The 24,819-nt window shown below is 72.7% G+C and carries 22 protein-coding genes; 11 read left to right on the forward strand and 11 right to left on the reverse strand.

What is annotated here, in order from left to right; translation table 11 throughout:
• Nucleotides 1–7 precede the first annotated feature (7 nt).
• The 5 genes from K7854_RS00555 (at nt 8) to K7854_RS37960 (ending at nt 4,666) form a co-directional block, all read left to right on the forward strand.
• Nucleotides 8–1,585: an oxidoreductase gene (locus K7854_RS00555; RefSeq protein WP_226024326.1), complete on the forward strand. Its 1,578-nt coding sequence runs from the start codon at nt 8–10 to the stop codon at nt 1,583–1,585.
• A 652-nt stretch (nt 1,586–2,237) separates the two neighbouring features.
• A complete protein-coding gene (locus tag K7854_RS00560; RefSeq protein ID WP_226024327.1) occupies nt 2,238–3,266 on the forward strand; it encodes a hypothetical protein in 1,029 nt (342 codons plus the stop codon).
• An 11-nt stretch (nt 3,267–3,277) separates the two neighbouring features.
• Nucleotides 3,278–4,018: an LON peptidase substrate-binding domain-containing protein gene (locus K7854_RS00565; protein ID WP_226024328.1), complete on the forward strand. Its 741-nt coding sequence runs from the start codon at nt 3,278–3,280 to the stop codon at nt 4,016–4,018.
• A gap of 13 nt (nt 4,019–4,031) precedes the next feature.
• Nucleotides 4,032–4,550: a Cys-tRNA(Pro) deacylase gene (gene ybaK / locus K7854_RS00570; RefSeq protein ID WP_226024329.1), complete on the forward strand. Its 519-nt coding sequence runs from the start codon at nt 4,032–4,034 to the stop codon at nt 4,548–4,550.
• 41 nt (nt 4,551–4,591) lie between these two features.
• The gene (locus tag K7854_RS37960) at nt 4,592–4,666 is read left to right on the forward strand and encodes a hypothetical protein (protein WP_486389168.1); all 75 of its coding nucleotides are present in this window, start codon (nt 4,592–4,594) and stop codon (nt 4,664–4,666) included.
• Nucleotides 4,667–4,680: 14 nt separating this feature from the next.
• On the opposite strand, the gene K7854_RS00575 is transcribed toward K7854_RS37960, so the two are convergent.
• The 4 genes from K7854_RS00575 to K7854_RS00590 all read right to left on the reverse strand — a co-directional run bounded on the left by K7854_RS00575 (nt 4,681) and on the right by K7854_RS00590 (nt 8,802).
• Complete coding sequence (locus K7854_RS00575) at nt 4,681–5,403, reverse strand: AAA family ATPase (protein ID WP_226024330.1); 723 nt, start codon at nt 5,401–5,403, stop codon at nt 4,681–4,683.
• 34 nt (nt 5,404–5,437) lie between these two features.
• Nucleotides 5,438–6,262 carry an ABC transporter permease gene (locus K7854_RS00580; RefSeq protein ID WP_226024331.1) on the reverse strand — a complete coding sequence of 275 codons (825 nt, stop codon included), beginning with the start codon at nt 6,260–6,262 and terminating at the stop codon, nt 5,438–5,440.
• A gap of 107 nt (nt 6,263–6,369) precedes the next feature.
• Complete coding sequence (locus K7854_RS00585) at nt 6,370–7,344, reverse strand: ABC transporter ATP-binding protein (RefSeq protein ID WP_226024332.1); 975 nt, start codon at nt 7,342–7,344, stop codon at nt 6,370–6,372.
• A gap of 243 nt (nt 7,345–7,587) precedes the next feature.
• Nucleotides 7,588–8,802: an NYN domain-containing protein gene (locus K7854_RS00590; RefSeq protein WP_226024333.1), complete on the reverse strand. Its 1,215-nt coding sequence runs from the start codon at nt 8,800–8,802 to the stop codon at nt 7,588–7,590.
• A gap of 224 nt (nt 8,803–9,026) precedes the next feature.
• Between K7854_RS00590 and K7854_RS00595 the strand changes: the two genes are divergently transcribed.
• Nucleotides 9,027–9,194 carry a hypothetical protein gene (locus K7854_RS00595; RefSeq protein WP_226024334.1) on the forward strand — a complete coding sequence of 56 codons (168 nt, stop codon included), beginning with the start codon at nt 9,027–9,029 and terminating at the stop codon, nt 9,192–9,194.
• Nucleotides 9,195–9,278: 84 nt separating this feature from the next.
• On the opposite strand, the gene dnaE is transcribed toward K7854_RS00595, so the two are convergent.
• Nucleotides 9,279–12,818: a DNA polymerase III subunit alpha gene (gene dnaE / locus K7854_RS00600; protein WP_226024335.1), complete on the reverse strand. Its 3,540-nt coding sequence runs from the start codon at nt 12,816–12,818 to the stop codon at nt 9,279–9,281.
• Nucleotides 12,819–13,020: 202 nt separating this feature from the next.
• Here dnaE and K7854_RS00605 point away from each other — a divergent pair, with 202 nt between their 5' ends.
• The 4 genes from K7854_RS00605 to K7854_RS00620 all read left to right on the forward strand — a co-directional run bounded on the left by K7854_RS00605 (nt 13,021) and on the right by K7854_RS00620 (nt 17,843).
• On the forward strand, nt 13,021–14,361 hold the full coding sequence (locus K7854_RS00605; protein WP_226024336.1) for a DUF2252 domain-containing protein: 1,341 nt from the start codon (nt 13,021–13,023) through the stop codon (nt 14,359–14,361).
• A gap of 86 nt (nt 14,362–14,447) precedes the next feature.
• Nucleotides 14,448–15,158 (forward strand): hypothetical protein, encoded by a 711-nt coding sequence (locus K7854_RS00610; protein WP_226024337.1) that lies wholly within the window; start codon nt 14,448–14,450, stop codon nt 15,156–15,158.
• Between the two features lie 101 nt (nt 15,159–15,259).
• The gene (locus tag K7854_RS00615) at nt 15,260–16,060 is read left to right on the forward strand and encodes a DsbA family protein (protein WP_226024338.1); all 801 of its coding nucleotides are present in this window, start codon (nt 15,260–15,262) and stop codon (nt 16,058–16,060) included.
• Between the two features lie 127 nt (nt 16,061–16,187).
• Nucleotides 16,188–17,843, forward strand: a complete 1,656-nt coding sequence (locus K7854_RS00620) for an alkaline phosphatase D family protein (protein ID WP_226024339.1) — start codon at nt 16,188–16,190, stop codon at nt 17,841–17,843.
• On the opposite strand, the gene K7854_RS00625 is transcribed toward K7854_RS00620, so the two are convergent.
• A complete protein-coding gene (locus K7854_RS00625) occupies nt 17,828–18,418 on the reverse strand; it encodes a dienelactone hydrolase family protein (RefSeq protein ID WP_226024340.1) in 591 nt (196 codons plus the stop codon). The genes K7854_RS00620 and K7854_RS00625 overlap by 16 nt on opposite strands.
• A 105-nt stretch (nt 18,419–18,523) precedes the next feature.
• Here K7854_RS00625 and K7854_RS00630 point away from each other — a divergent pair, with 105 nt between their 5' ends.
• A complete protein-coding gene (locus K7854_RS00630) occupies nt 18,524–19,672 on the forward strand; it encodes a mechanosensitive ion channel family protein (RefSeq protein WP_226024341.1) in 1,149 nt (382 codons plus the stop codon).
• Between the two features lie 19 nt (nt 19,673–19,691).
• On the opposite strand, the gene K7854_RS00635 is transcribed toward K7854_RS00630, so the two are convergent.
• From K7854_RS00635 to K7854_RS00655, 5 genes are all read right to left on the reverse strand, one after another.
• Nucleotides 19,692–21,278 carry a Na+/H+ antiporter gene (locus tag K7854_RS00635; protein WP_226024342.1) on the reverse strand — a complete coding sequence of 529 codons (1,587 nt, stop codon included), beginning with the start codon at nt 21,276–21,278 and terminating at the stop codon, nt 19,692–19,694.
• Between the two features lie 88 nt (nt 21,279–21,366).
• Complete coding sequence (locus tag K7854_RS00640) at nt 21,367–21,858, reverse strand: GNAT family N-acetyltransferase (RefSeq protein ID WP_226024343.1); 492 nt, start codon at nt 21,856–21,858, stop codon at nt 21,367–21,369.
• Complete coding sequence (locus K7854_RS00645; protein ID WP_226024344.1) at nt 21,855–22,799, reverse strand: RluA family pseudouridine synthase; 945 nt, start codon at nt 22,797–22,799, stop codon at nt 21,855–21,857. Before K7854_RS00645 ends, K7854_RS00640 begins: the two co-directional genes overlap by 4 nt.
• Before the next feature lie 109 nt (nt 22,800–22,908).
• The gene (gene lspA, locus K7854_RS00650) at nt 22,909–23,514 is read right to left on the reverse strand and encodes a signal peptidase II (RefSeq protein WP_226024345.1); all 606 of its coding nucleotides are present in this window, start codon (nt 23,512–23,514) and stop codon (nt 22,909–22,911) included.
• Between the two features lie 68 nt (nt 23,515–23,582).
• The gene (locus K7854_RS00655) at nt 23,583–24,317 is read right to left on the reverse strand and encodes a TraR/DksA family transcriptional regulator (protein ID WP_226024346.1); all 735 of its coding nucleotides are present in this window, start codon (nt 24,315–24,317) and stop codon (nt 23,583–23,585) included.
• Between the last annotated feature and the right edge of the window lie 502 nt (nt 24,318–24,819).

Consider the following 24,819-nt stretch of genomic DNA (forward strand, 5'->3'; position numbering starts at 1 on the left):
AAGCACCGTGACCGAGGGGGCCGGCCATCGTGACGGAGAGCTGCCGGACGACCTGACCACCGCGGAGGCCGGCATGTGGCAGGCCTTTCGCAACGGCAGCGTGTACGACCTGAGCGGCGGCGACCCGCTCGTCGACGACCCGCACGGCGGGCACCCGTGGGGGCCGGAGCGGACGGTGCGGGCCCGTGTCGTGTGCTGGCTGCTCCTCGACGGCCCGCCGGCGCTCGCCGGCCGGGTGTCCTCGCTGCAGCTGGTGGGCGTGCGGATCAGCGACACGATGGACCTGGCGGGCGGCACGGTGGTGCCCTACGTGGAGCTGCGGCGCTGCCGCTTCGACCGGGAGGTGCTGCTGCCGGAGACCCGGTTCACGACGGTGCGGATCGTGGACTGCGCGGTGCCGCGCCTGGAGGCGGCCCGGCTGCACACCGAGGGCGACCTGCACCTGCCGCGCTCCCGCTTCCCGGGCGGCATCCGGCTCACGGACGCGCAGATAGGCACCGACCTGCTGCTCAACCAGGCGATCGTGCACCGGGACCGCAGCGGGCGGTCCATCGCCGCGGACGGCATGACGGTCGGGCAGGACCTCCAGGCGGAGATGCTGGAGTCGCACGGCGAGGTGAGCCTGCGCAGCGCCCAGGTCGGCGTGTCGCTGAGCCTGCGCGGTGCCCGGCTCCTCAACCCGTACACGCGGCACGCGCTGAACGCGCCGCAGCTGACGGTGGAGCGCACGCTGTACCTGACCCCGGCGGGCCTGGGCAGCCCGCTGCTGCGCGGCACCACCCCGGCCCAGGGCACCCGCATCCAGCGCTTCGAGTGCGAGGGCGGGGTGCGGCTCGACGACGGGCGGTTCGGCGACGCGCTGGACCTGGAGCACGCCCGGTTCACCTTCACCGACGACCAGGAGCTGTCGCTGCGCCGGGTGCAGACGCCCGAGCTGCGTTTCCTGGGTGAGCGTCCGGCGCGCGGGCGGGTGGTGCTGTCGGGGGCGCGGGTGGTCAACCTGATGGACCGGGCGGACAGCTGGCCGGGCCCCGGCCGGCTGCACATGGGCGGCTTCGCCTACGAGAACCTGGTGCCGCGCGGGCCGTTCCCACTGGCCAAGCGGCTGCGCTGGGTGGGCGCCGCGACCGCCGAGTACCACCCGGAGCCGTACGAGCGGCTCGCCGCGGTGCTGCGGGCCGGCGGCGAGGACGAGGACGCCAGGGAGGTGCTGCTGGCCAAGCACCGTCGGCGCCGCGAGAGCCTGCCGGTCGCCGCGAAGCTGGTGGGCTACGCGCAGGACTGGACGGTCGCCTACGGCTACCGTCCGGGCCGGGCGGCGGTGTGGATGGCGGTCCTGTGGGCGGCGGGCTCCCTCGCGTTCGCCCGCGCGGACCCGCCCCCGCTCAAGAGCGGCGAACACCCGGACTGGAACCCGGCGCTCTTCGCCCTCGACCTCCTCCTCCCGGTGATCGACCTGGGCCAGGCGGGCTCCTGGCAGCTCCACGACGGCTGGCAGTGGCTGTCGACGGCCCTGGTCCTGCTGGGCTGGGTCCTGGCGACCACGGTCGCGGCGGGCGCCACCCGCCTGCTCCGCCGCAACTGACCCCTCCGGGGGATCGGCCCCGGCTCGCCTCCGCGGCAGAACGGATCCCGGGCACTCCCCCGGCAGCGAGCGCCCCGGCTCCGCCCCGGGACCGGTGAGCCCCGGTGCCCGCCCGTAGCGGCTGGGTCGCGCGGTCGCGCCCGGAGAAGACCGGGTCTCGGACCCGGAGCGGGGCGCGAACCCACCCGGAAGGCTCCCCGGCCTCGCCCCCGGGGCCCCGGGGCGGACCCCCGGCTCCGCCCGGCGCAGCCCCGGGTCTGCGGGGCCCGGCCCAGCCCTGACCCCGCAGCCGCTGCCCCGGCGTCGCCCCGGGACTCCCCCGGCCCTCCCGGCCACGCCCGACAACCGCCCCGGCGGGAAGCCCCGCACGGGCCACCCGCACCCGGCGACGCATGCCGCACGCATCGCGCGGTGGAAAACCACGAATCCGAAGGCAGAGCCCAACCCCAGGCCCGCAACCAGCACCCCGACGTCCGCCAGAAACTCCCCCGACCTCACCACCGGCCCCGGCCGCGCCCGGCAGCCGCCCCCCGGCGGGAAGCCCCGCCGGGGCCCGCGCGGGTGCGGGTGGGCGTCCAGGGACCCCGAAGGCGGAGCCAAGGACGGGCCCGAGCCGCACAACCATCCCGAACCCTCGACCGTCGTACTGGCCATGCTGCGCGCGTTCCTGCGGTCCGCGGCCGCCCGGGCCCGCTCCCGGTCAGCACGGCCCGCCCAAGACGACGACGTGCTCCTCGACGCCCCCGACGACCGCCTCGCCCCCGTCCTCGTCGCCGCCGCCCGGGGCGAGCACGCCCCCGCGGCCGGCCTCCTCGCCGGTACCCGCGAGGGCGCCGAATGGGACCACCGCGACCGTTACGCGACCCGGCTCGCCGCCTTCGCCCGCTCCCGCTCCGAGTGGCTCGACTCCTGGCGCGCCGCCGCCCCGGACGACCCCGACGCCCGCCTGGTCACCGCCCGCCTGACGGTCCACCGCCACTGGGGCTCACCGGCCCGCGCCGAGCTCCTGCGCCAGGTGCTCCCCGCCGTCGTCGCCGCCGCGGAGGCCGCCGGCCCCGCCGACCCGGTGCCGTGGCGGACCGCGCTGGACGCCGCACGGGGCGCGCGGGCCGGACACACCGAGTTCGAGCGGCTGTGGGAGCAGGCGGTCCGCCGCAGCCCGCACCACTACGGCAGCCACGTCGCCGCCCTGGAGTACCTGGCCGCCGCCTCGCCCGACGCCCACGGCGAGTGCCTGGACTTCGCGGAGACGGCCGCCCAGGACGCGCCCGAGGACGCGCTGGTACGGGCGCTGCCGCTGCACGCGGCCCTCACCTGCCCCACACCCGCCGCCGTACGCGCCCACCGCCCCCGCCTGGACGCGGCCGCGGACCGCGCGATCACCCTCTCGGCGGCCCACCCGGCGGCCGATCCCTGGGCGGCGGAGCTGCGGAACCTGCTCGTCCACGTCCTCGTACGCCTGGAACGCCACCGGGACGCGGCAGAGCAGCTGCGGCTGACCGGCCCGTACGTCACGTCCTTCCCGTGGGACCGGGACACGGACGACCCGCTCGGCGGCTTCCTCCGGGTGCGCGCGGACGTCCGCGCACGCGCGGCGGCAGCGGTCCCGGCGGCCGGTACGGCGGGTTCGGGACCGCCGCGAAATGGGCACGGCGGACGCGTCCGCCCCGGCGACCATTAGGCTTCTGCGTCGTGACCACCGTCCGGCTCCCCCTCTTCCCCCTGAACTCGGTCCTGTTCCCGGGGCTGGTGCTCCCCCTCAGCGTCTTCGAGGAGCGCTACCGCGCCATGATGCGCGAGTTGCTGAAGACCCCCGAGGACGAACCACGCCGGTTCGCCGTCGTGGCGATCCGCGACGGCCACGAGGTGGCCAGGACCGCCCCCGGCCTGCCCGACCCGACGGCCACCGTCGAGCTCGGGCCGACGGCCGGGTTCGGGACCGACCCGCTCAAGGCGTTCCACAAGGTGGGCTGCATCGCGGACGCGGCCACCGTCCGGGAGCGGGCCGACGGCACCTTCGAGGTGCTGGCGACCGGCACGACCCGGGTGCGGCTGCTCTCGGTGGATGCCTCGGGGCCGTTCCTGACGGCGGAGCTGGATCCGCTGCCCGAGGAGCCCGGCGACGAGGCGGGCGCCCTCGCGGAGGGCGTGCTGCGGTCCTTCCGGCAGTACCAGAAGCGGCTGGCGGGGGCACGCGAACGGTCGCTGGCGACCGGCGCCGACCTGCCGGACGAACCGGGTGTGGTGTCCTACCTGGTCGCCGCCGCGATGATGCTGGACACGCCGACGAAACAGCGCCTGCTCCAGGCCCCGGACACCGCCTCGCGGCTGCGGGACGAGCTGAAACTCCTTCGCTCGGAGACGTCCATCATCCGTACGCTGCCGTCGCTGCCCGCGCAGGACCTGACGCGCGGCCCGACGAGTCTCAACTGAGGTACTGGCCCGCATGGCGAAGAAGGCGAACAAGCCCGGCAAGGCGAAGAAGCAGCAGGCGGGCGGCACGCCCGCGACGGTGGCGCTCACGGCGGCCGGGGTGGCGTACACGGTGCACGCCTACGAGCACGACCCGGCGCACCCGTCCTACGGCGAGGAGGCGGCCGAGGCGATGGGCGTCCCGCCGGAGCGGGTGTTCAAGACGCTGGTGGCGGACGTCGACGGCGCCCTGACGGTCGCGGTGGTGCCGGTGGCGGGCCAGCTGGACCTCAAGGCGCTGGCGGCCGCGGTGGGCGGCAAGCGGGCGGCGATGGCCGACCCGGCGCTCGCCGAGCGCACCACGGGCTATGTGCGCGGCGGCATCTCCCCGCTGGGCCAGCGCAAGCGGCTGGCGACGGTCCTGGACGCGTCGGCCGCTGAGCACGCCACGATCTGTGTCTCGGCGGGCCGCCGCGGCCTGGAGGTCGAGCTGGCCCCCGACGACCTGGTCGAGCTGACAGACGCCGTGCTGGCTCCGGTCGGACGCGCCTGACCCCTCGACAGGCCCCCTGTCCTCGGCTAATCAGACAGGACATGTCGAAGCGAACACGCAAACGCCGGTGGCGCGCCAAGAAGGGCCGGGCGAACCACGGCCGCCGCCCGGCCTAGCCAGGTCAGCCGGGTCAGCCCTGAACCGGCTTGTCCCCGTAGGGTCCCGACGGATACTGCCCCGGTGCCGGCCAAGGATCCGGCTCCGGGTCCCGGGGCCCGAACAGGCCGGTCAGCCCCAGGTGGACCACCAGCGCCGCGAGCGACCAGGCCAGCAGCGCCCCCTTGGCGCCCAGCTTGAGCGGCGCGGAGAACGTCACCCCCTTGCCGACCTCCTTGGCGTGCGCGATCACGTCCTGCGCCGGCCCGAGCCACACCCCGAGCCGCCAGGCCAGCAGCGACCCGAGCAGACCGCCCACGCACAGGGCCACCACCAGCGGCACGCCCCCGCGCCGCCGCAGCAGGAAGACCACCACCCCGCTGAGCGCCCCGAACGCCAGCGCGAGCAGCGTGAACGTTCCGTCGACGCCGATCGCCTGCTCGCCCTCGGAGTCCTTGAGGTAGACGACCCAGCTGTCGTTGACCACTTCGCCGACCAGCGGCACGCTCGGTGCCAGCTGCCACCACAGCACGCCCAGCAGGGCGCCGAAGATCGCGACCGCCACCGCGGTCACGGCTGCCTGTCGCACTTCGGTCAGCATCCCGGGGCCGTCCTGTTCGCCGTGCGGGCCGTAGGGGTCGTGAGTACCGCCGGACGCGGCTCCCACCGCGTGGGCGCCGACGGGCGGCGGCACCGGTCCGCCCTGGTACGAGGAGTGTTCGTGCGGCGGCGGTGGCGGAGTCAAGGGTGCGGTCACCGTGCCATCGTGCCAAACCCGGCTGTGCGGCGCGTCACCGGACGGCGGCCCGGCGGTACGCCCAGGTGGCCACGGCCAGCGAGATCACCCCGACCGCGGCGCACACCGCGAGGTCGCCGAGGACGAAGCCCCAGTCGGGCCGCTCGCCGAAGGTACGCGCGAAGGCCTCCACGCCGTACGTGGAGGGCAGCAGGTCCCGGGCCAGGCGGACCACCTGCGGCAGCCGTTCGGGCGGCAGCACGCCGAGCAGCAGGGCCGCCGACATGCCGAGCTGGCCGAGGAGCGTGGCGAACTCGGGCCGGGGGGCGAGCAGCCCCAGCGCCGCGCCCAGGCCCGCCAGGGCGGCGCCCGCCAGCGGGATCACGGCCACCAGCACCCACAGGTGGGTCATCGGCAGCCCGAACAGCAGGCACCCGAACACCGCGGTGACCACGGTGCCGGGCACGGTGAAGGACGCGTACGCGCCCGCCGCGCCCAGCACCACCGCGGCGGGCGGGACCGGCAGCGTCGCGTAGTGGTCGAGGCCGCCGCTGGCGCGCAGCTGGCCGAAGTACTGGGCGAGGAGGTTCAGCGCGACGAAGGCCACGACGAGCACCGCGGACCCGGCGACCACGGCCCGTGCCTCGCCGCCGCCGTCCACCACGCCGCGCATCAGGATCATGATGCCGACCGACTGGAAGGTCGCCACGAACAGCAGCGGGATGCGCGCGACCCGCGCCCGGGACAGCTGCGCCCGGTACACGGCCACCAGGGAGGGCCACAGCCGTGCCCTGGGCCCCAGCTCGGCCGGGCCGGCCGCGTGCCGCCCCTCGGCTGCCGGGGCGGTGCCCCGCAGGGCATCGGCGGATACGACACTCACGTCGCGCAGCTCCCCTTCGCTCGGGTCGTTCGAAGCGGTCGCCCCGGCGGAGGCACTCGCCCCGACGGGTACGGATGCGGCGGCCGGTGTGCTCACCGCTCGCGTGCTCACGCCCTCACCAGTCCCTGTCGCACGGCGCCGCCCAGCGCCAGGTACACGTCCTCCAGGCTGGGCGTGGCCAGGGTGAAGTCGTCCAGGGCGGCGAAGGCGGCGCCGCCGGTGACGGTGGCGACGACCGCGCGGGCCTCCTCGGGGGCGAGCCGCAAGGTCCAGCGGCGCCCCGACTCGACGACGCGGTCGCGCAGGGCGGCGACCTCCGGGACGTTCAGCGGCGCGCTCTCCCGCCACACCAGCTCGACCCGGACCTCGCCGGCGACCTTCTCCTTGAGCCCGGAGGGCGTGTCGCAGGCGATCACGCGTCCCCGGTCGAGGACGGCGACCCGGTCGAGGACGGTCTCGGCCTCGATGACGTTGTGGGTGACGAGCAGCACGGTGGTGCCGTGTTCGGCGCGCCGCCGGTCGACGGCCGACCACACCGCGCGCCGGGCAACCGGGTCCATGCCGGTGGTCGGCTCGTCGAGCACGAGCAGCGGCCGCTCCCCCACCAGTGCGGCGGCGAAGCAGGCCAGGCGGCGCTGACCGCCGGAGAGCTTCTTGAGCGGGCGGCCGGCGAGCCCGGTCAGGCCCAGCTCCTCCAGGACGGCGTCCCGCTCGGCGCGGGCCTGCCGCACCTCCAGGCCGCGCAGCCGCCCGGTGGTCTCGGCAGCGAGCGACACGGTCAGCTCGTCCAAGGCGCTGGACTCCTGCCCCAGGTAGGCGAGGATCCGCGCGGCCCGCTCCGGGTGGCGCACGATGTCGTGGCCGAGGATCTCCACGCGGCCGGCGTCGGGCCGCATCAGTCCGGTGAGCTGGCGCACGAGGGTGGACTTGCCGGCGCCGTTGGGTCCGAGCAGTCCGAAGATCTCACCGCGGCGGATGTCCAGGGTGACGTCGTCGGTGGCCCGCACCTCGGGCGTGGCGGGTACGCCGCGCCTGCCGCGCTGGGCCGGATAGGTCTTGGTCAGTGCGCGCACCACGCACACGGCATCGCCACCGGGTCGAGATGCCTGTGCCGCGCGCGTACTCACAAGGGACGAGACTACGGGGTCGGTCCCCCCGGCCCGCTCCCGGGTCCGCCCATAAGTGTCGATTCAGCAGGTGTCGCCGGCGCCCGCGGGGCAGGGGGCGCCGGCCGTCCGTGCGGCAGGGTCCGCCCGGTGTCCCTGCGGCGGATTCCGCCGGTGTGCCTGCGGCAGGCGCCGCTCGTCGGCGGGCGCCGCGGCACCTCACTCGGCGGCGGGCGTCCGTTCGGTCGCCGTGCGCACGTCGATCTCGCGCCAGAACCCGGCCCGGATGGCGTACCGGTCGTGCTCGTCGATCTGGTCGTCCTTGTGGGCGAGCAGCCCGAAGCGGGCCGCGTAGCGCAGCAGCTCGCCGTCGACGCGGTGCGGGATGCGCGGGTACATCCCGGACAGTTTCTGCAGGTGGCCGTGGTCGCCGAGGCGTTCGAGCCAGCGCCGGGCGAAAACCTGCCCCACCTCGTACGGGTCGCCGCCGACCGTGGTGATGTCCTCCTCGCGGTCGGCCCAGCGCTGCTCGGCCGTGGTGAGCTGGGCCAGCGTCGGCAGCGAGGCGGCCTCGGCGGGCTCGGCGGCGGGCCGGTCGACCCAGCCCTTGTCGGAGGACCAGCGCAGGGTGGCGTTGGCCGGCTGCGGGGCGGGGTGGGCGGCGCCGGGGGCGCGCAGGGCGGCGAGGTCCTTGGGGGTGGGGACGCCCTTGGCGGGCGGTACCCGCTGGTCGGTGCCGTCCTGCCCCGCGGCGGCCGTGGTGGGGTGCTCGGGCTGCTCGGCGGGCCGCTGGGCGGCGGAGAGCGCCGACTCGGGCAGCGGCGCGGAGAGGATCGCGGCGATCTCGGGGCGGGGCACGGGCGGCGGCGCGCAGATGCCGCCGAGTTCCTTGGCGCGTACCGCCTTCGTGATCCACGTACGGTCCAGGACGCGGCGTTCGTCGGCCTCGGCGACCAGGTCCTCGGACTGGTTGTAGTCGCCGTCGGCGGCCTGTACGGCCCACAGGTGGACGGCGACGCCGTGCTCCTTGGCGGCCATCATGCCGGGCAGCAGGTCGCCGTCGCCGGTCACCAGGACCACGTCGGAGCAGGCGCGGTTGCGGGCCAGTTCGGTCAGTTCGGCGTGCATGGCGGCGTCCACGCCCTTCTGCGCCCAGCGGCCGTCACTGCGCGTGAGGGCGCCCAGCCGGACGGTCACCCGGGGCATGACGCGCAGCCGCCGGTGTTCGGGCTGCGGGACGCGGTCGGGGGCGCCGTCGAACCAGTAGATGCGCAGCAGGGGCTGCTGCGTGTCGGACTCGGCGCGGTCGCGCAACCCCTGGATGAGGGCGGCGTGGTCGACGGTGATGCGCGAGCGCGAGGGCTCTCCCGCCAGGAGACTCGCGGCGGCCCCCAGCAGATACCCGGCGTCCACCAGGACGATGCAGCGGTCCACGCGATCCACCCTCTTTCCGGGAGGTTTGCTTCGGGCTTGCTTCGAGTCTGCCCGACCACGCGGAGGTTAACGGCCCGAACTCGATCTTCGGCGTGGCGTTTCGGCACCCCGCACCCCGTCGAACCACGTCACGGACGGTAATTGCCCGATATGCGTTCTTTGTTGGGCTGTGTGAATCTGGATCCGGCCCTGGCCCCTAGATCCCCCTCAGGAGGTAGATCACCATGGCCAAGAACAAGAACAACCGTGATCGTAAGCAGCCCCGGTCCGAGCGCTCCCCGCAGACCGCCGAGTCGGCCGTGCTGGAGCGCGAGGAGCAGCACTCCCCGCAGCTGACGACGCCCGGCGACCCGGCCTCCCGCAAGCGGGGGAAGCGCTTCGGCCACAACTGACACCCGCGGTACGGGCCGTCGCGGCCCCCGCGACGACGAGGGGCGCACCCGGCAACCGGGCGCGCCCCTCGCTCGTTTCTCCGCTCAGCCCGCCAGGCAGGACGGCCCGAGCAGCACCTTCAGGTCGCCGAACAGCGCCGGATCGGGCTTCACCCGGTGCCGGTCCAGGCGCAGCACCGTCGTCTTCGTCGGCCCCTGGAGCTTGATCCGCACCTCGCTGTCGCCCCGGTGGTGGGTGAGGATCTCACCGAGCCTGCTGACCATCGGCGGGGTGACGCGGGTGGCCGGGATGGTGAGGACCACGGGTGCGTTGGTGCCCGCGTTGGACAGGTCGGGGACCATCAGCTCCATCGCGACCAGCCGGGGCACGTCCTCCCGCTTGTCGAGCCGCCCCTTGACGAACACCACGGCGTCCTCGACGAGTTGGGTGGACACCAGCTGATAGGTCGCCGGGAAGAACATGCACTCCAGCGAGCCGGCCAGGTCCTCGACGGTGGCGATGGCCCAGGCGTTGCCCTGCTTGGTCATCTTGCGCTGGAGGCCCGAGATGATGCCGCCGATGGTGACGACCGCGCCGTCACCGAAGTCGCCGCCGGTGAGCTGGGCGATGCCCGCGTCGGCCTTGTCGGACAGCACGTGCTCCAGGCCGAAGAGCGGATGGTCGGAGACGTAGAGGCCGAGCATCTCCCGCTCCTGGGCGAGGAGGTAGGTCTTGTCCCACTCGTCCTCGCCGAAGACGACGTCGAGTCCGAACCCGGGCTCGTCGTTCTGCTCGTCGCCCATGCCGCCGAACAGGTCGAACTGGCCCTCGGCCTCCTTGCGCTTGACCGCGACCACGTTGTCGATCATCGGCTCGTACTGCGCGGTGAGGCCCTTGCGGGTGTGCCCCATCTCGTCGAAGGCACCGGCCTTGATCAGCGACTCCGTCGTCCGCTTGTTGCAGACGACCGCCTCCACCTTGTCCAGGTAGTCGGGGAAGGACGCGTACTTCCCCTTGGCCTTGCGGCACTTGATGATCGACTCGACGACGTTGGTGCCGACGTTGCGCACCGCGGAGAGGCCGAAGAGGATCACGTCGTCACCCTGCGCGGCGAAGTTCGACATGGACTCGTTGACGTTGGGCGGCAGCACCTTGATGCCCATGCGCCGGCACTCGTTCAGGTAGACGGCCGACTTGTCCTTGTCGTCCTTGACCGAGGTGAGCAGGGCGGCCATGTACTCGGCCGGGTAGTTCGCCTTCAGGTAGCCGGTCCAGTAGGAGACCAGGCCGTACGCGGCCGAGTGCGCCTTGTTGAAGGCGTAGCCGGCGAAGGGGACCAGCACGTCCCACAGGGCCTGGATGGCCTCGTCGCTGTAGCCGTTCTTCCGGGCTCCGGCCTGGAAGAGGACGAAGTTCTTCGCCAGTTCGTCGGGCTTCTTCTTGCCCATCACGCGGCGCAGGATGTCGGCCTCGCCCAGGGAGTAGCCCGCGATGATCTGGGCGGCCTTCTGCACCTGCTCCTGGTACACGATCAGGCCGTAGGTGACCGCGAGGACCTCCTGGAGGGGCTCCTCCAGCTCCTTGTGGATCGGGGTGATCTCCTGGAGGCCGTTCTTGCGCAGCGCGTAGTTGGTGTGCGAGTCCATGCCCATCGGGCCCGGGCGGTACAGGGCCGACACGGCGGAGATGTCTTCGAAGTTGTCGGGCTTCATCAGCCGCAGCAGCGAGCGCATGGGGCCGCCGTCGAACTGGAAGACGCCGAGCGTGTCGCCGCGCTGCAGCAGTTCGAAGGTCTTGGGGTCGTCCAGCGGCAGCGACAGCAGGTCGAGGTCGATGCCCTTGTTGGACTTCACCATCTTGACGGCGTCGTCCATGATCGTGAGGTTGCGCAGGCCGAGGAAGTCCATCTTCAGCAGGCCGAGCGACTCGCACTGCGGGTAGTCCCACTGCGTGATGGTCACACCGTCGGTGTGCCGCACCCAGATCGGGGCGTGGTCCACGATGGGCTCGCTGGACATGATCACGCCGGCCGCGTGCACGCCCATCTGCCGGACCAGGCCCTCGACGCCCTTGGCGGTGTCGATGACCTTCTTCACGTCCGGCTCGTTCTCGTACATCGAGCGGATCTCGCCGGCCTCGCTGTAGCGGGGGTGCTCCGGGTTGGTGATGCCGTCGAGGTCGATGCCCTTGCCGAGGACGTCGGCGGGCATCGCCTTGGTGAGGCGGTCGCCCATCGCGTACGGGTAGCCCAGCACGCGCGCGGAGTCCTTGATGGCGTTCTTCGCCTTGATCTTGCCGTAGGTGCCGATCATGGCCACCTTGTCGGCGCCGTACTTCTCGGTCACGTACCTGATCACCTCGACGCGCCTGCGCTCGTCGAAGTCGATGTCGACGTCGGGCATGGAGACGCGCTCGGGGTTGAGGAACCGCTCGAAGATCAGGCCGTGCGGGATCGGGTCGAGGTCGGTGATGCCCATCGCGTAGGCCACGATCGAACCGGCCGCGGAGCCTCGGCCGGGGCCGACCGCGATGCCGTTCTTCTTGGCCCACATGATGAAGTCGGCGACGACGAGGAAGTAGCCCGGGAACCCCATCTGGATGATGACGTCCATCTCGTACTCGGCCTGCTTCTGGCGGTCCTCGGGGACGCCGCCGGGGAAGCGGCGCTCCATGCCGCGGCGGACCTCCTCCTGGAACCAGGTGACCTCGGTGTACCCCTCGGGGATGTCGAACTTCGGCATGAGGTCGCGCTTCTCGAACATGCCGGTGGTGTCGATCATCTCGGCGATCAGGCGCGTGTTGGCGCAGCCCTCCTGCCAGGCGTCGGAGGAGTCGATGGCGTACATCTCGTCCGTCGACTTCAGGTAGTAGCCGGTGCCGTCGAAGCGGAAGCGGTCCGGGTCGGAGAGGTTCTTGCCGGTCTGGATGCAGAGCAGGGCGTCGTGGGCGGTCGCCTCGTGCGCGTAGGTGTAGTGCGAGTCGTTCGTCACCAGCGGCGGGATGCCGAGCTTCTTGCCGATCTCCAGGAGTCCGTCGCGGACCCGGTGCTCGATCTCGATGCCGTGGTCCATCAGCTCCAGGAAGTAGCGGTCCTTGCCGAAGATGTCCTGGTAGTCGGCGGCGGCCTTCAGGGCCTCGTCGAACTGGCCGAGGCGCAGCCTGGTCTGCACCTCGCCGGAGGGGCAGCCGGTGGAGGCGACGATGCCCTCGGACCACTGGCTGATGGTCTCCTTGTCCATCCGCGGCCACTTCTGCAGCCAGCCCTCGGCGTACGCGTCGGAGGAGAGGCGGAAGAGGTTGTGCAGTCCCGTGCTGTTCGTCGCCCACATGGTCTTGTGGGTGTAACCACCCGAACCGGAGACGTCGTCCCGCTTCTGGTGCGGCTGGCCCCACTGGATCTTGCGCTTGTTGCGCCGGGACTCGGGCGCGACGTAGGCCTCGATCCCGATGATCGGGGTGACCCCGGCCTTCTTCGCGGAGTGGAAGAAGTCGTACGCCCCGTGCAGGTTGCCGTGGTCGGACATGGCGATGTGCGTCATGCCCATCTCGTTGCAGGCGTTGAACATGTCCTTGAGCCGCGCGGCGCCGTCCAGCAGCGAGTACTGGGTGTGGACGTGCAGGTGCGTGAACGGCGGCTTGGACACGTGCGGCCTCCTGGGAAAACTGGGGACGACTGGCGGCGGTCGATCCGGGGGGTCAGCGTCGAAGTCTATGCCTCGCCACTGACACTCGAGGGCTGCCCACGCGTACCTTCTGGGGCGGGCACTCCCGCACCCCTTCGAACGTTGGCCCGAGTGGAGATCCGCTCCACTCGTCAGGCACCACCCGCACCAGGAGGCACCAGGCATGTCGGTCCCGCAGCTCAACGAGGAGAGGCGCGGCGAGGAGATCCTCGCCGTCTTCGACACCGCCTTCGGCCAGCTGCTGGCCGCGGATCCCGCGGCGTTCCGGGTGAAGTTCCGGAAGATGGCGGCGTCGGCCTTCGCGTTCTACCGCGGCACCGCCGGCCTCTTTTACCGCGATTTGACCGAGGACCCCGAGTTCGCCGACCGGCCCGGCGGCGCCTACCTGGACGAGCGGACCTCCCGGGTGTGGATCCACGGCGACCTGCACGCGGAGAACTTCGGCACGTACATGGACTCCACCGGCCGGCTGATCTTCAACGTCAACGACTTCGACGAGGCCTACGTCGGCCCCTTCACCTGGGACCTCAAGCGCTTCGCCGCCTCCGTCGCGCTGATCGGGTACGCGAAGGCGCTCAGCGACGAGCAGATCACCGAGCTGGTGCGGGTGTACGCGGGCGCGTACCGCGAGCGGATCCACGCCCTGGCCACCGGCGCCAAGAGCGACGAGGTGCCGCCGTTCACGCTGGACACCGCCGAAGGTCCGCTGCTCGGCGCGCTGCGGGTGGCCCGCTCGCTGACCCGCTTCGGGCTGCTGGACTCGATGACCGAGATCCGGGACTTCGAGCGCCGCTTCGCCCCCGGCGGCGGCTCCATCGAGCTGGACGCCGCCACGCGCTACAAGGTGCTCGCGGCCTTCGACGGCTACCTGGAGACGCTCCCGGAGTCCTCCCTGGCCCGCCCGGACTCCTACCGCGTGAAGGACGTCGTCGGCCGCCGGGGCATCGGCATCGGCTCGGCCGGCCTGCCCTCGTACAACATCCTGCTGGAGGGCAACAGCGACGCGTTGGAGAACGACGTCGTGATCTACATCAAGCAGGCCCAGACCCCGGCCGTCTCCCGGCACATCACCGACCAGGCGATCCGGGACTACTTCCAGCACGAGGGCCACCGCACGGTGATCTCCCAGCGCGCCCTGCAGGCGCACGCCGACCCGTGGCTGGGCTGGACCGAGCTGGACGGCGCCGGCCAGCTGGTCGCCGAGGTCTCGCCGTACGCGGTCGACCTGGACTGGGGCGACATCGACGACCCGGAGGAGATCGCCGAGGTCGTCGCCGACCTGGGCCGGGCCACCGCGACCATGCACGCGGCGGCCGACGACCAGTCCGGGGAGTCCCTGGTGCCGTTCTCCACCGAGCGGGCCATCGACGCGGCGATCGCGGCCGACGAGGAGGGCTTCGCGCCCCTGCTGGTCGACTTCGCGCACCGCTACGGCGCACGCGCGCGCGCCGATCACCAGACCTTCGTCGACCTGTTCCGCAACGGCCGGATCCCGGGTCTGTGACCATTCCGGTTCGGTAACCGTCGGCTGTCTCACAGGAACCTTTTAGGGGTCTCTTACCGGACCCCGTGACACACTCTTCTACTGCTATGGACATATCCGGAACCCCGCTCAGAGCCGTACGCGCGGCGCTGTTCACGGCACTCGCCGTGACCCTCAGCACCGCGTCGCACGTGCTGCTGTCCGGGGTTCCGCTGCCGCTGCCCACGGTGGCCGCCGTCGCGGCCGCCGTGTTCCTGATCGCGTACGCCCTGGCCGGGCGGCGCGAGCGCGGCTTCGGGCGGATCGCCGCCCTGCTGATCCCGCTGGAGCTGGCCGCCGACACGGTCTTCACCACCGGCCAGCACGTCTGCTACGGCCGGGCGGGCGGCCCGGTAGCGGGCCCGCTGCGTTCGGTCGGCTTCGACGTGCTGTGCGGCGACGGGACCGGCGTCCACGCCGGGGTGACCGCGCCGCTGACCCGGGTGACCGGGGCCGAGACCGACCGGATGGCGTCGGTGCTGGCCCAGGCCGACCCGGGCACCGCCTGGCTGCTGCTCGGCGCGCACGTCGGGGTCGGGCTGCTCGCGGCGGCCTGGCTGCGGCGCGGCGAGCGGGCGCTGGGCCAGCTGCTCGGCGCGGTGGCCGCGACCACCTTCCGGCCGCTGCTGCTCGCCGTCGCCGCCGTGGGCGTACGCCGGACCCCGGCGGTGCGCCGCCCGGCTCCCCCGGCCCGCCGCACCGCCGGCGCCCGCGAGCGGATCCTCACGCACTCCCTGGGACGTCGCGGACCGCCGCGCCCGGTCCTCGCCCTCGTCTGACCCGGCACCGGCCGCGTCGCACGAGCACCACCGAGCACGGCAGTCCCCCCATACGTTTTTCCGCACACCCCCGTGTGCGCGTCCCCGGAGAGATCACCAACATGAGCAAGCGGAACAGCCAGGCGGCGAAGACGGCGGCCCGTGAGCGCCTGCGCCAGGAGCGCGAGCGCCAGGCCAAGCGCGACAAGGTCAGGCGGCAGGTCATTGTGGCCGCCTCCATCGTCGGCGTGCTGGCGATAGCCGGCGGCATCAGCTACGCCGTCGTGCAGGGCAACAAGCCGAGCGGCTGGGACAAGGCCGCCGAGGCGAAGGTGGTGGCCCCGGCCAACACCTCCGGCAAGGACGGCACCACGATCGTCATGGGCGAGTCCAAGTCGGACAACGTCATCCACCTCTACGAGGACCCCCGCTGCCCGGGCTGCGCGGCGATGGAGCAGAGCATCGGCGAGGCCGTCAACAAGGGCATGGAGGACGGCGACTACAAGCTGTCGTTCACCGTCGGCACCTTCCTCGACGGCAACCTGGGCGGCGAGGGTTCGAAGAACGCGCTGAGCGCGCTCGGCGCCGCGCTGAACGTCAGCCCCGAGGCGTTCGTCGACTACAAGACCGCGCTCTACTCCACCGAGTACCACCCCGAGGAGTCGACCGACGAGTTCGCCAAGGACGACTACCTGATCAAGGTGGCGAACTCGGTCGACGCGCTGAAGAACAACAAGAAGTTCCAGGACGCCGTGAAGAAGGGCACCTACGACGCCTGGGCGATGCGGATGAGCGACTCCTTCGACAAGGCCGAGGGCGTCCAGTCGACCCCCACCATCAAGATCAACGACAAGGTGGTCGAGACGCCGAGCACGCCGGACGCGTGGCAGAAGGCGCTGAAGGACGCGGGCGTCACCAAGTGACGCGGTGACGCCGCCGGTCCCGGTCGCCGGTTCCGGTCGCCGTTCCCGGTGAGCGTCGTCTGACGAGTGGGCGAACTTTTGCGCGTTCGCCCACTCACGCGCATACCGATCAGTAACCTGATCGGCCGTGACCAGTCGACACAGAGCCTCCGACAACTCCCGCACCCCGAGCCGCCGTACGGTCGTCAAGGCCGCGGCGGCCGGCGCCGTCCTGGCCGCCCCGCTCGCCGCCGCCCTGCCCGCGGGCGCGGCCGACGCGGCCCCCGCCTTCCTGCACGGCGTCGCCTCCGGCGATCCGCTGCCCGACGGCATCCTGCTGTGGACCCGGGTGACACCGGTGCCCGACGCCATACCGGGCTCCGGAACCGGTCCGGACACCGAGGTGAGCTGGGTCGTCGCCACCGACAAGGCCCTCACGAACGTCGTCGCCAAGGGGTCCGTCACCGCGACGGCCGCCGCCGACCACACCGTGAAGGCCGACGTGCGCGGCCTCGCGCCCGCCACGGACTACTGGTTCCGCTTCTCCGCGGGCCCCGCCGACTCCCCCGCCGCCCGCACCCGCACCGCCCCCGCGCACGACGCTGCCGTCCCCGGCCTGCGCTTCGGCGTGGTCTCCTGCGCCAACTGGGAGGCCGGGTACTTTTCCTCGTACCGGCATCTCGCGGCCCGCGGTGACCTGGACGCCTGGCTGCACCTGGGCGACTACATCTACGAGTACGGCACCGGCGAGTACGGCACCCGCGACACCGTCGTGCGTCCGCACGCCCCGGCCCACGAGATCCTGACCCTCGCCGACTACCGGATCCGGCACGGCCGTTACAAGACCGACCCCGACCTCCAGGCGCTGCACGCCGCGGCGCCCGTGGTGGCGATCTGGGACGACCACGAGATCGCCAACGACACCTGGTCGGGCGGCGCCGAGAACCACACCGAGGGCGCCGAGGGGAGCTGGGCGGCACGGCAGAGTGCCGCCAAGCGGGCCTACTTCGAGTGGATGCCGGTCCGCCCGGCCATCGCCGGCACCACCTACCGGCGGCTGCGGTTCGGCAAGCTCGTCGACCTGTCGCTGCTCGACCTGCGCACCTTCCGCTCCCAGCAGGCGGCGCTCGGCGACGGCGAGGTCGACGACCCGGACCGCACCCTCACCGGCCGCGCCCAGCTGGACTGGCTGAAGTCGGGGCTCGCGTCCTCCGACGCCACCTGGCGGCTGGTCGGCAACCCGGTGATGATCTCGCCGTTCGCGATCGGCTCGCTGCCCGCCTCGCTGCTCGGGCCGCTCGCCGAGCTGCTCGGACTGCCGAAGGAGGGCATCGCCCTCAACACCGACCAGTGGGACGGCTACACCGACGACCGCCGCGAGCTGCTGGCCCACCTGCGCGCGCACGCGATCCGCAACACCGTGTTCCTGACCGGCGACATCCACATGGCCTGGGCCAACGACGTGCCGTACCACGCCGGGACCTACCCGCTGTCCGCCTCGGCGGCCACCGAGTTCGTCGTCACGTCGGTGACCTCCGACAACCTCGACGACATCGTGAAGGTCCCCGAGGGCACCGTCTCGGCGATCGCCGCGCCGGTGATCCGGGCCGCGAACCGGCACGTCCACTGGGTCGACACCGACCGGCACGGCTACGGCGTCCTGGACGTCACCGCGGACCGGGCGCAGATGGACTACTACGTCGTCTCCGACCGCACCGACGCGGCGGCCACCTCCGCCTGGGCCCGCTCCTACCGCACGCGCAGCGGCACCCAGCGCGTCGAGCGCGTCTACGACCCGGTCTGAGCCTCCTGGAGCGACGCGAGGAAGCCGAGCGCCACCCGCCAGGTGGTCTCGGCCGCCTCCGCGTCGTAGTCGTCCAGCTCCGGGTCGGTGTACAGGTGGCCGGCGCCGGGGTATCTGTGCACCTCGACGTCGGCGCCGATCCGGCCCATCTGCAGGTACCAGGCGCTGAGCCAGTCGTCCGTCTCGAAGGGGTCCGGCTCGGCCACGTGCAGCTGGACCGGCAGCTCGTCGACCGAGGCGTTGGGTGCGAGGTCCGAGGTGCCGTGCAGCAGGAGCAGCCCGCGCGCCCGGTGGTCGCCGAGGGCGAGGGTCTGGGCGACGGAGGCGCCGAGCGAGAACCCGGCGTAGACCAGCCCGCGCTCCGAGTAGGGCGCGGCGGCCAGCACCGCCCGCTTCAGCAGCTCCTCCCGGCCGATCCCGTCCTGATGGGCCATGCCCTCCTCGACCGAGTCGAAGGTACGGCCCTCGAAGAGGTCCGGGGTCCACACCTGGTGCCCGGCGTCGCGCAGCCGGTCGGCGGCCTGCCGCACCGCCGGCCTCGGGCCGAGGGTCGAGTGAAAGAGCACGATGTTCATGAGGCCATGGTGCCAGCCGGGTGTGACACGGCCCCGCACGGCCGTACCCCGGACGGGACGTAGCTCACAGGTTCACGGCGCCGTGCGGCCGGTTACGTTCGAGGGATGGAGACGATACTCCGCCCGCTGATCGTGGTCGGCGGCTCCGTCCTGCTGACCCTGGTCATCGGCTGGGCCACCGACCTGTTGCTGCGCAAGGCCGACGCACGCCACCCCGAGACACCGCTGTGGGGGCTGCTGCGGCGCGCCCGCGTGCCCTACCAGATCGCGCTCTGCGCGGGCCTGCTGAGAGGCTCGTACGTCGAGGCCGAGGTCTTCCCTGAGCACCAGACCGGGGTCGGCCGGACGCTGACGCTGGCGCTGATCGGCTCGGTGGCCTGGCTGGTGGTCCGGATCGCCGCGGCGGTCGTCGAGACGTCCTACTCGCGCTACGCGCACGCCCACGCCGAGCGGGACCCGGCGCGGGTGCGGCGGGTGCGGACCCAGGTGTCGCTGATCATGCGGGTGGTCACGGCGATCGTCGCCGTGGTCGCCGTGTCGTCGATGCTGCTGACGTTCCCCGCGATGCGCGCGGCCGGCGCCTCGCTGCTGGCCTCGGCCGGGATCATCGGCATCGTCGCCGGTGTGGCGGCCCAGTCCACGCTGGGCAACCTGTTCGCCGGGTTCCAGATCGCCTTCGGCGACATGGTGCGCATGGGCGACACGGTCGTGGTGGACGGCGAGTGGGGCACCGTCGAGGAGATCACGCTGACGTACCTGTCCGTGCGCACCTGGGACGAGCGCCGGATCACGATGCCGGTGTCGTACTTCACCTCGAAGCCGTTCGAGAACTGGTCGCGCGGCACCCCGCAGATGACCGGGACGGTGTTCTGGCACCTCGACCACTCGGCGCCGCTCGACGCAATGCGGGAACGGCTGCGCGACCTGCTGCGCGAGTGCCCGGCCTGGGACGGGCGCAGCTACAACCTGACCGTCACCGACACCACCCCCACCACCATGGAGGTGCGGGCCCTGGTGACGGCGAAGGACGCGGACGACATCTGGACGGTGCGGGTCTCGGTCCGCGAGGGGATGATCCGCTGGCTGGCCGACGAGCACCCGTACGCGCTGCCCCGGGTCAACACGGCGGACGCGGCCCTGCCCCCGCCCCGCGACGGGGTCCCGCACGCCCGCCGCGCCCCGGACGTCGGGACCCGCCGCTCCTCCGACGGGGACTCCCGCCGCTTCCCGGGCCGGCCGGCCAAGAGCCTGTGACCGCCGGGCCGCAGCCAGGTCAGCGCAGGCTGCGCACGTCCAGGTGGCGCAGGACCCGGTCGACGATCTCCGGGTCGGCGCCGGGCTCGCTGCGGGCGGCCAGCACCTCGTGCCGGGCGGCGCTCAGCATCTCGCCCTGGATGCGCCGGACGCGCTTGATCCGGCGCGCCCGCTGCTCCTGCGCCTCCCGCCGTTCCTCGTCACCCAGGTCCGGGCTGATGCGTACGCCGATGTCGAAGGCGCGCCGCAGCATCTGCTCGGACAGCTCCTCCGGCAGCTCCTCCACCGACTCGATCTCCTTGAGCCGCTGCTTGGCCGCCTTGGCCGCCCGCAGCGCCAGGTTCCGCTCGAACTCCTGCTCCCGCTCGGTGTCCGCCCGCACCCCGAGCCGGCCCACCAGCCAGGGCAGGGTCAGACCCTGCAGCAGCAGCGTGCCCATGATCACGCCGAACGCGATGAAGACGATCTCCTCCCGGTGCGGGAAGGCCGACCCGTCGTCCGTCTCCAGCGGGATCGCCAGGGCCAGCGCGACCGAGGCCACGCCCCGCATCCCGGCCCACCACATGACCACCGTCTCCCGCCAGCTGGTCGGGATGTCCTCGTCCTGGTCGCGCCGGGCGTGCAGCCGCTGGGTGAGCCAGGTGGCCGGCAGCAGCCACAGCAGCCGGACCAGGATCACGACGCCGAGGATCGCCGCCGCCCAGCCGAGCAGTTCCGTCCACCGGCCGGAGGCGGTGCGGACGGCGTTGTGCAGTTCCAGGCCGATCAGCCCGAAGGCCACCCCGGTGACCAGGGTGTCGACCACGTCCCAGACGGTGTGCCCGCCGAGCCGGGTCATCACGTCGTCGGCGTCCGAGGCGTACTCGGCGAGGAACATGGCGGTGGTGAGCACGGCGAGGACGCCGGATCCGTGCAGCTCGTCGGCGGCGACGTAGCTCACGAACGGCACCAGCAGCGTCAGCCCGATCTGCAGCGTCGGATCGCCGAGGACGCCCATGAGCTTGTTGGAGCCCCAGCCCAGGGCGAGCCCGATCGCGACGGCGACGACGGCGGACAGCACGAGGTCGAGCCCGGCCCGCCACGGCGAGAAGGAGCCGCCGACCGCCGCGGCGATGGCGACGTGGTACAGGACGATGGCCGTCACGTCGTTGAAGAGCCCCTCGCCCTCCAGGATGGACACCAGCCGGCGCGGCAGTCCCAGCTGCCCGGCGACCGCGGTCGCGGCGACCGGGTCCGGCGGCGCCACCAGCGCGCCCAGCGCGAAGGCGGCGGCGAGCGGCAGCCCCGGCACGATCGCGTGGGCCACGGAGGCCACGCAGACCATGGTGACGAAGACCAGCGCGACGGCCAGCAGGAAGATCGGGCGTTTGTTGGCCGCGAACTGCCGCCAGGACGTGCGCCGCACGGCGGCGTACAGCAGCGGCGGCAGCAGCCCGGGCAGGATCAGCTCGGGCGGGATGTCGACGTTGGGCACGAAGTCGAGCAGGGCCAGGACGATTCCGAGGAGCGTCATCAGCACCGGCGCCGGAAGCCCGAGCCGGGCACCGATCGGGACGCTCAGCAGGGCCCCGAGCAACAGCATGAACAACAGGGCCAGCTGATCCACGGTCACCGCTCCGGTGGGGTCTCGGCGTTACACGGCGGACCTCAAGCGTGCCACGCGACCGGTCTCACCAGCCCGTTCGCCGCCCCGGCTACAGGGCTCGCCGCATCGCACGGTGCGGAATCCCGGCGTCCGGGAACTCGGGTCCGTAGGCCTGGTACCCCAGACGTTCGTAAAAACCCAGGGCGTGGGTCTGCGCGTGCAGGTCCACGGCGGTGAGTCCGCGCGCGCGTGCCGCCTCCTCGACGGCCCTGACCAGCGCCGCCCCGACACCCAGGCCGCGGGCCGCGGCGGTCACCGCGAGCCGTCCCAGGGAGCCGACGGCCGGGTCGCCGTCGCCGTTCTTCGCGGCGGCGGCCGCACCGTGCAGCAGCCGGCCGGTGCCGAGCGGCACGCCGTCCGCCCGGACGGCCAGGACGTGCACGGCATCCGCGTCGTAGGCGTCGTACTCGATGTCCTCGGGGACCTTCTGCTCGGCGACGAAGACGTCCTTGCGCACCGCGAAGCAGGCCTCGCGGTCGGCGGGGTCCTCGGCGACGCGCACCTGGTAGGCCGGGACGGCCGGGTTCGGGGTGCCGCTCATCCGTAGGTCTCCTCGCGGACCTGGTCCAGGGCCTGCTGGAGGTCCTCGGGGTAGTCGCTGGCGTACTCGACCCACTCACCGGTGCCGGGGTGCTCGAAGCCGAGGCGTACGGCGTGCAGCCACTGGCGGGTCAGCCGCAGCCGCTTGGCGAGGGTGGGGTCCGCGCCGTAGGTCAGGTCGCCGACGCAGGGATGCCGGTGGGCGGCCATGTGGACGCGGATCTGGTGGGTGCGGCCGGTCTCCAGCTTCACGTCGAGCAGGGAGGCGGCGCGGAAGGCCTCGATGAGGTCGTAGTGCGTGACCGAGGGCTTGCCCTCGGCGGTGACGGCCCACTTGTAGTCGTGCTGCGGGTGGCGGCCGATGGGGGCGTCGATGGTGCCGCTGGTCGGGTCGGGGTGGCCCTGCACGAGCGTGTGGTAGCGCTTGTCGACCGTGCGCTCCTTGAACTGGCGCTTCAGCGAGGTGTAGGCGCGCTCCGACTTGGCCACCGCCATCAGTCCGGAGGTGCCGACGTCGAGGCGGTGCACGATGCCCTGGCGCTCGGCGGCGCCGGAGGTGGAGACGCGGTACCCGGCGGCGGCCAGCCCGCCGATCACCGTCGGCCCGCTCCAGCCCGGCGACGGGTGGGCGGCGACGCCGACGGGCTTGACGACGACGACCACGTCCTCGTCGTCGTGCACGATCTCCATGCCCTCGACGGGCTCGGCGACCACCTGCACCGCCGCGGGTGCCTGCGGCATCTCGACCTCGAGCCAGGCGCCGCCGTGGACGCGCTCGGACTTGCCGACCACCGACCCGTCGACCTGCACCTTGCCCGCCGCCGCCAGCTCGGCGGCCTTGGTGCGGGAGAAGCCGAACATGCGGGAGATGGCGGCGTCGACGCGCTCGCCCTCCAGGCCGTCGGGCACGGGCAGGGTACGGATCTCGGGAATCGTGCTCACCCGTCGAGTATGCCGGACGGCCCGGACACTCCCGAACGCGCGCCCGGCCGCCTGTGGAAAACCCGGGCCGGCCCAGTTCAGTCCTTGTGGAGGCCAGTCCGTGTGGAGGTCAGTCCTTGTGGACGGTCCCGTCCGGGTCCAGGCCCCGGAAGGAGAGGATCACGATCAGGATGCCGCCGCAGACGATCGCCGAGTCGGCGAGGTTGAAGACGGCGAAGTGCTTGGGCGCGATGAAGTCCACGACCGCGCCCTCGAAGACGCCGGGGGCCCGGAAGATCCGGTCGGTGAGGTTGCCGAGCGCACCGCCGAGCAGCAGGCCGAGCGCGATCGCCCAGGGCAGGCTGTGCAGCTTGCGCGCGAGGCGGGCGATCACGACGATCACGGCCGCGGCGATCACCGTGAAGATGATCGTGAAGGCCTCGCCGAAACCGAAGGCAGCGCCCGCGTTGCGGATCGCGGCGAACCGCAGCCAGTCGCCGATGATCTCGATCGGCTCGTGGTGCTCCAGCTTGGCGACCACCAGCATCTTGCTGCCCAGGTCGAGCAGGTACGCGAACAGGGCGACCGCGAACAGCACGGCGACCCGCCGCTTGCCCCGGGGGCGCTCAGGAGCCTGCACCTGCTTCCGCTCCTGCTCGGCGTCGGGCCGCTCCTGCCCGTCCCCCGCCGCGTCCGGGGTGTCCGGAGTACCGATGATGCGCTCCGCCTCTGCCACGTGAGTCCCTCAGCCTAGGTCCTTGACTGAGCACGAGGGTACGGCACACTTCCCGTCCCGGCTGCGGCTCAGTACCGGCGCTCCTGCTTCTGCTTGCACTCGACGCACAGGGTGGCCCGCGGGAAGGCCTGCATCCGCGCCTTGCCGATCGGCTTGCCGCAGTTCTCGCACAGGCCGTAGGTGCCGGCGTCCAGGCGTTCCAGGGCGCGCTCGGTCTGGGTGAGCACCTCGCGCGCGGTGGCGGCCAGCGCCAGTTCGTGCTCGCGCGTGATGTTCTTGCTGCCGGTGTCCGCCTCGTCGTCGCCGGCGCCGTCGCCGGAGTCGCGCATCATGCCCTGCAGCGACCGCTCGGAGGAGTCGATCTCGGTGCGCAGCCGGTCGGCCTCGGACTGCAGCTCGCCGCGTGCCTCCTCGACCTCCTGCGGGGTCCAGGGTTCCTCGCCGGGGCGAACCGCGAGGTCACCGGGGTCCGCGGCGGTGCCGCGGGCCTTGGGGACAGCGGTCTTGGCCGCCGTGGCCGTGCCAGGAGTCTTCTTCGCAACCACCGTCGTGGCTCCCGTCTGCTCCGCGGCCTCGGCCGCGCCCACTTTCTTGGCCGTGCTCTTCTTCGCCGTGCTCTTCTTCGCCGTGCTTCCGCCCGCCGCGGTCTTCCCTGCCGCGGCCTTCTTCGTTGCGGCCTTCTTCGCCGCGGTCTTCTTCGCTGCGGTCTTCTTCGCCGCCGCCTTCTCCTCCGGGTCCCGCACCGCGGCGTCCTCCTCGGCGGCGCTCCGTTTCGCGGCCGTCGTCTTCTTCTTCGCCACCATGGCCGCGGCCCCTTCACATATTGTGATCTTGCGCGCGAATCGTGCTGGGACGATAAATCGACTCCGGTCCCGCGGCAACGGGGCACGCCGCCCGACTCGCCCGCCCACCGTGCGCCGCCCGGTGAGCATGCATGCGTTGTGCCCAGCTCCCCGCCCGGTAATCCGCCGGAGCGGCGCCCGCCCGGGCCGTCGGGGGGTCGACCCCGGACGGCGGCATTCGGGTCACGCCTAAATGGGTCGGCCGCTGTCCGCGCGGCGCCGTACACTGGGCGCAGCGAAAAGCGTGGATGGGGACGAGTAGCGGCGTCAGCAGCCCAGAGCGACCCGGGGACGGTGTGAGCCCGGGGGCGAGCGCGACGTGAAGATCACCCCGGAGCCGCCGGAAGAAAGCCGTGGCAGGAAGGCCGCGGCGAGTAGAACCGGCTCGCGACCCCAATGAGGGGGCTCGCCGGAGCACACGACGCACCGGCCGGGCCAAGGAGGGTGGTACCGCGGGAGCACG

This window comes from Streptomyces hyderabadensis, from assembly GCF_020404845.1.
Lineage (GTDB): Bacteria > Actinomycetota > Actinomycetes > Streptomycetales > Streptomycetaceae > Streptomyces > Streptomyces hyderabadensis.

Coding starts and splice junctions, on each gene's coding strand:
- K7854_RS00560 (WP_226024327.1), top strand. CDS start 2,238: ATGCTGCGCGCGTTCCTGCGGTCCGCGGCCGCCCGGGCCCGCTCCCGG.
- ybaK (WP_226024329.1), top strand. CDS start 4,032: ATGGCGAAGAAGGCGAACAAGCCCGGCAAGGCGAAGAAGCAGCAGGCG.
- K7854_RS00605 (WP_226024336.1), top strand. CDS start 13,021: ATGTCGGTCCCGCAGCTCAACGAGGAGAGGCGCGGCGAGGAGATCCTC.
- K7854_RS00625 (WP_226024340.1), bottom strand. CDS start 18,418: ATGAACATCGTGCTCTTTCACTCGACCCTCGGCCCGAGGCCGGCGGTG.
- K7854_RS00615 (WP_226024338.1), top strand. CDS start 15,260: ATGAGCAAGCGGAACAGCCAGGCGGCGAAGACGGCGGCCCGTGAGCGC.
- K7854_RS00655 (WP_226024346.1), bottom strand. CDS start 24,317: ATGGTGGCGAAGAAGAAGACGACGGCCGCGAAACGGAGCGCCGCCGAG.
- K7854_RS00595 (WP_226024334.1), top strand. CDS start 9,027: ATGGCCAAGAACAAGAACAACCGTGATCGTAAGCAGCCCCGGTCCGAG.
- K7854_RS00630 (WP_226024341.1), top strand. CDS start 18,524: ATGGAGACGATACTCCGCCCGCTGATCGTGGTCGGCGGCTCCGTCCTG.
- K7854_RS00640 (WP_226024343.1), bottom strand. CDS start 21,858: ATGAGCGGCACCCCGAACCCGGCCGTCCCGGCCTACCAGGTGCGCGTC.
- K7854_RS00610 (WP_226024337.1), top strand. CDS start 14,448: ATGGACATATCCGGAACCCCGCTCAGAGCCGTACGCGCGGCGCTGTTC.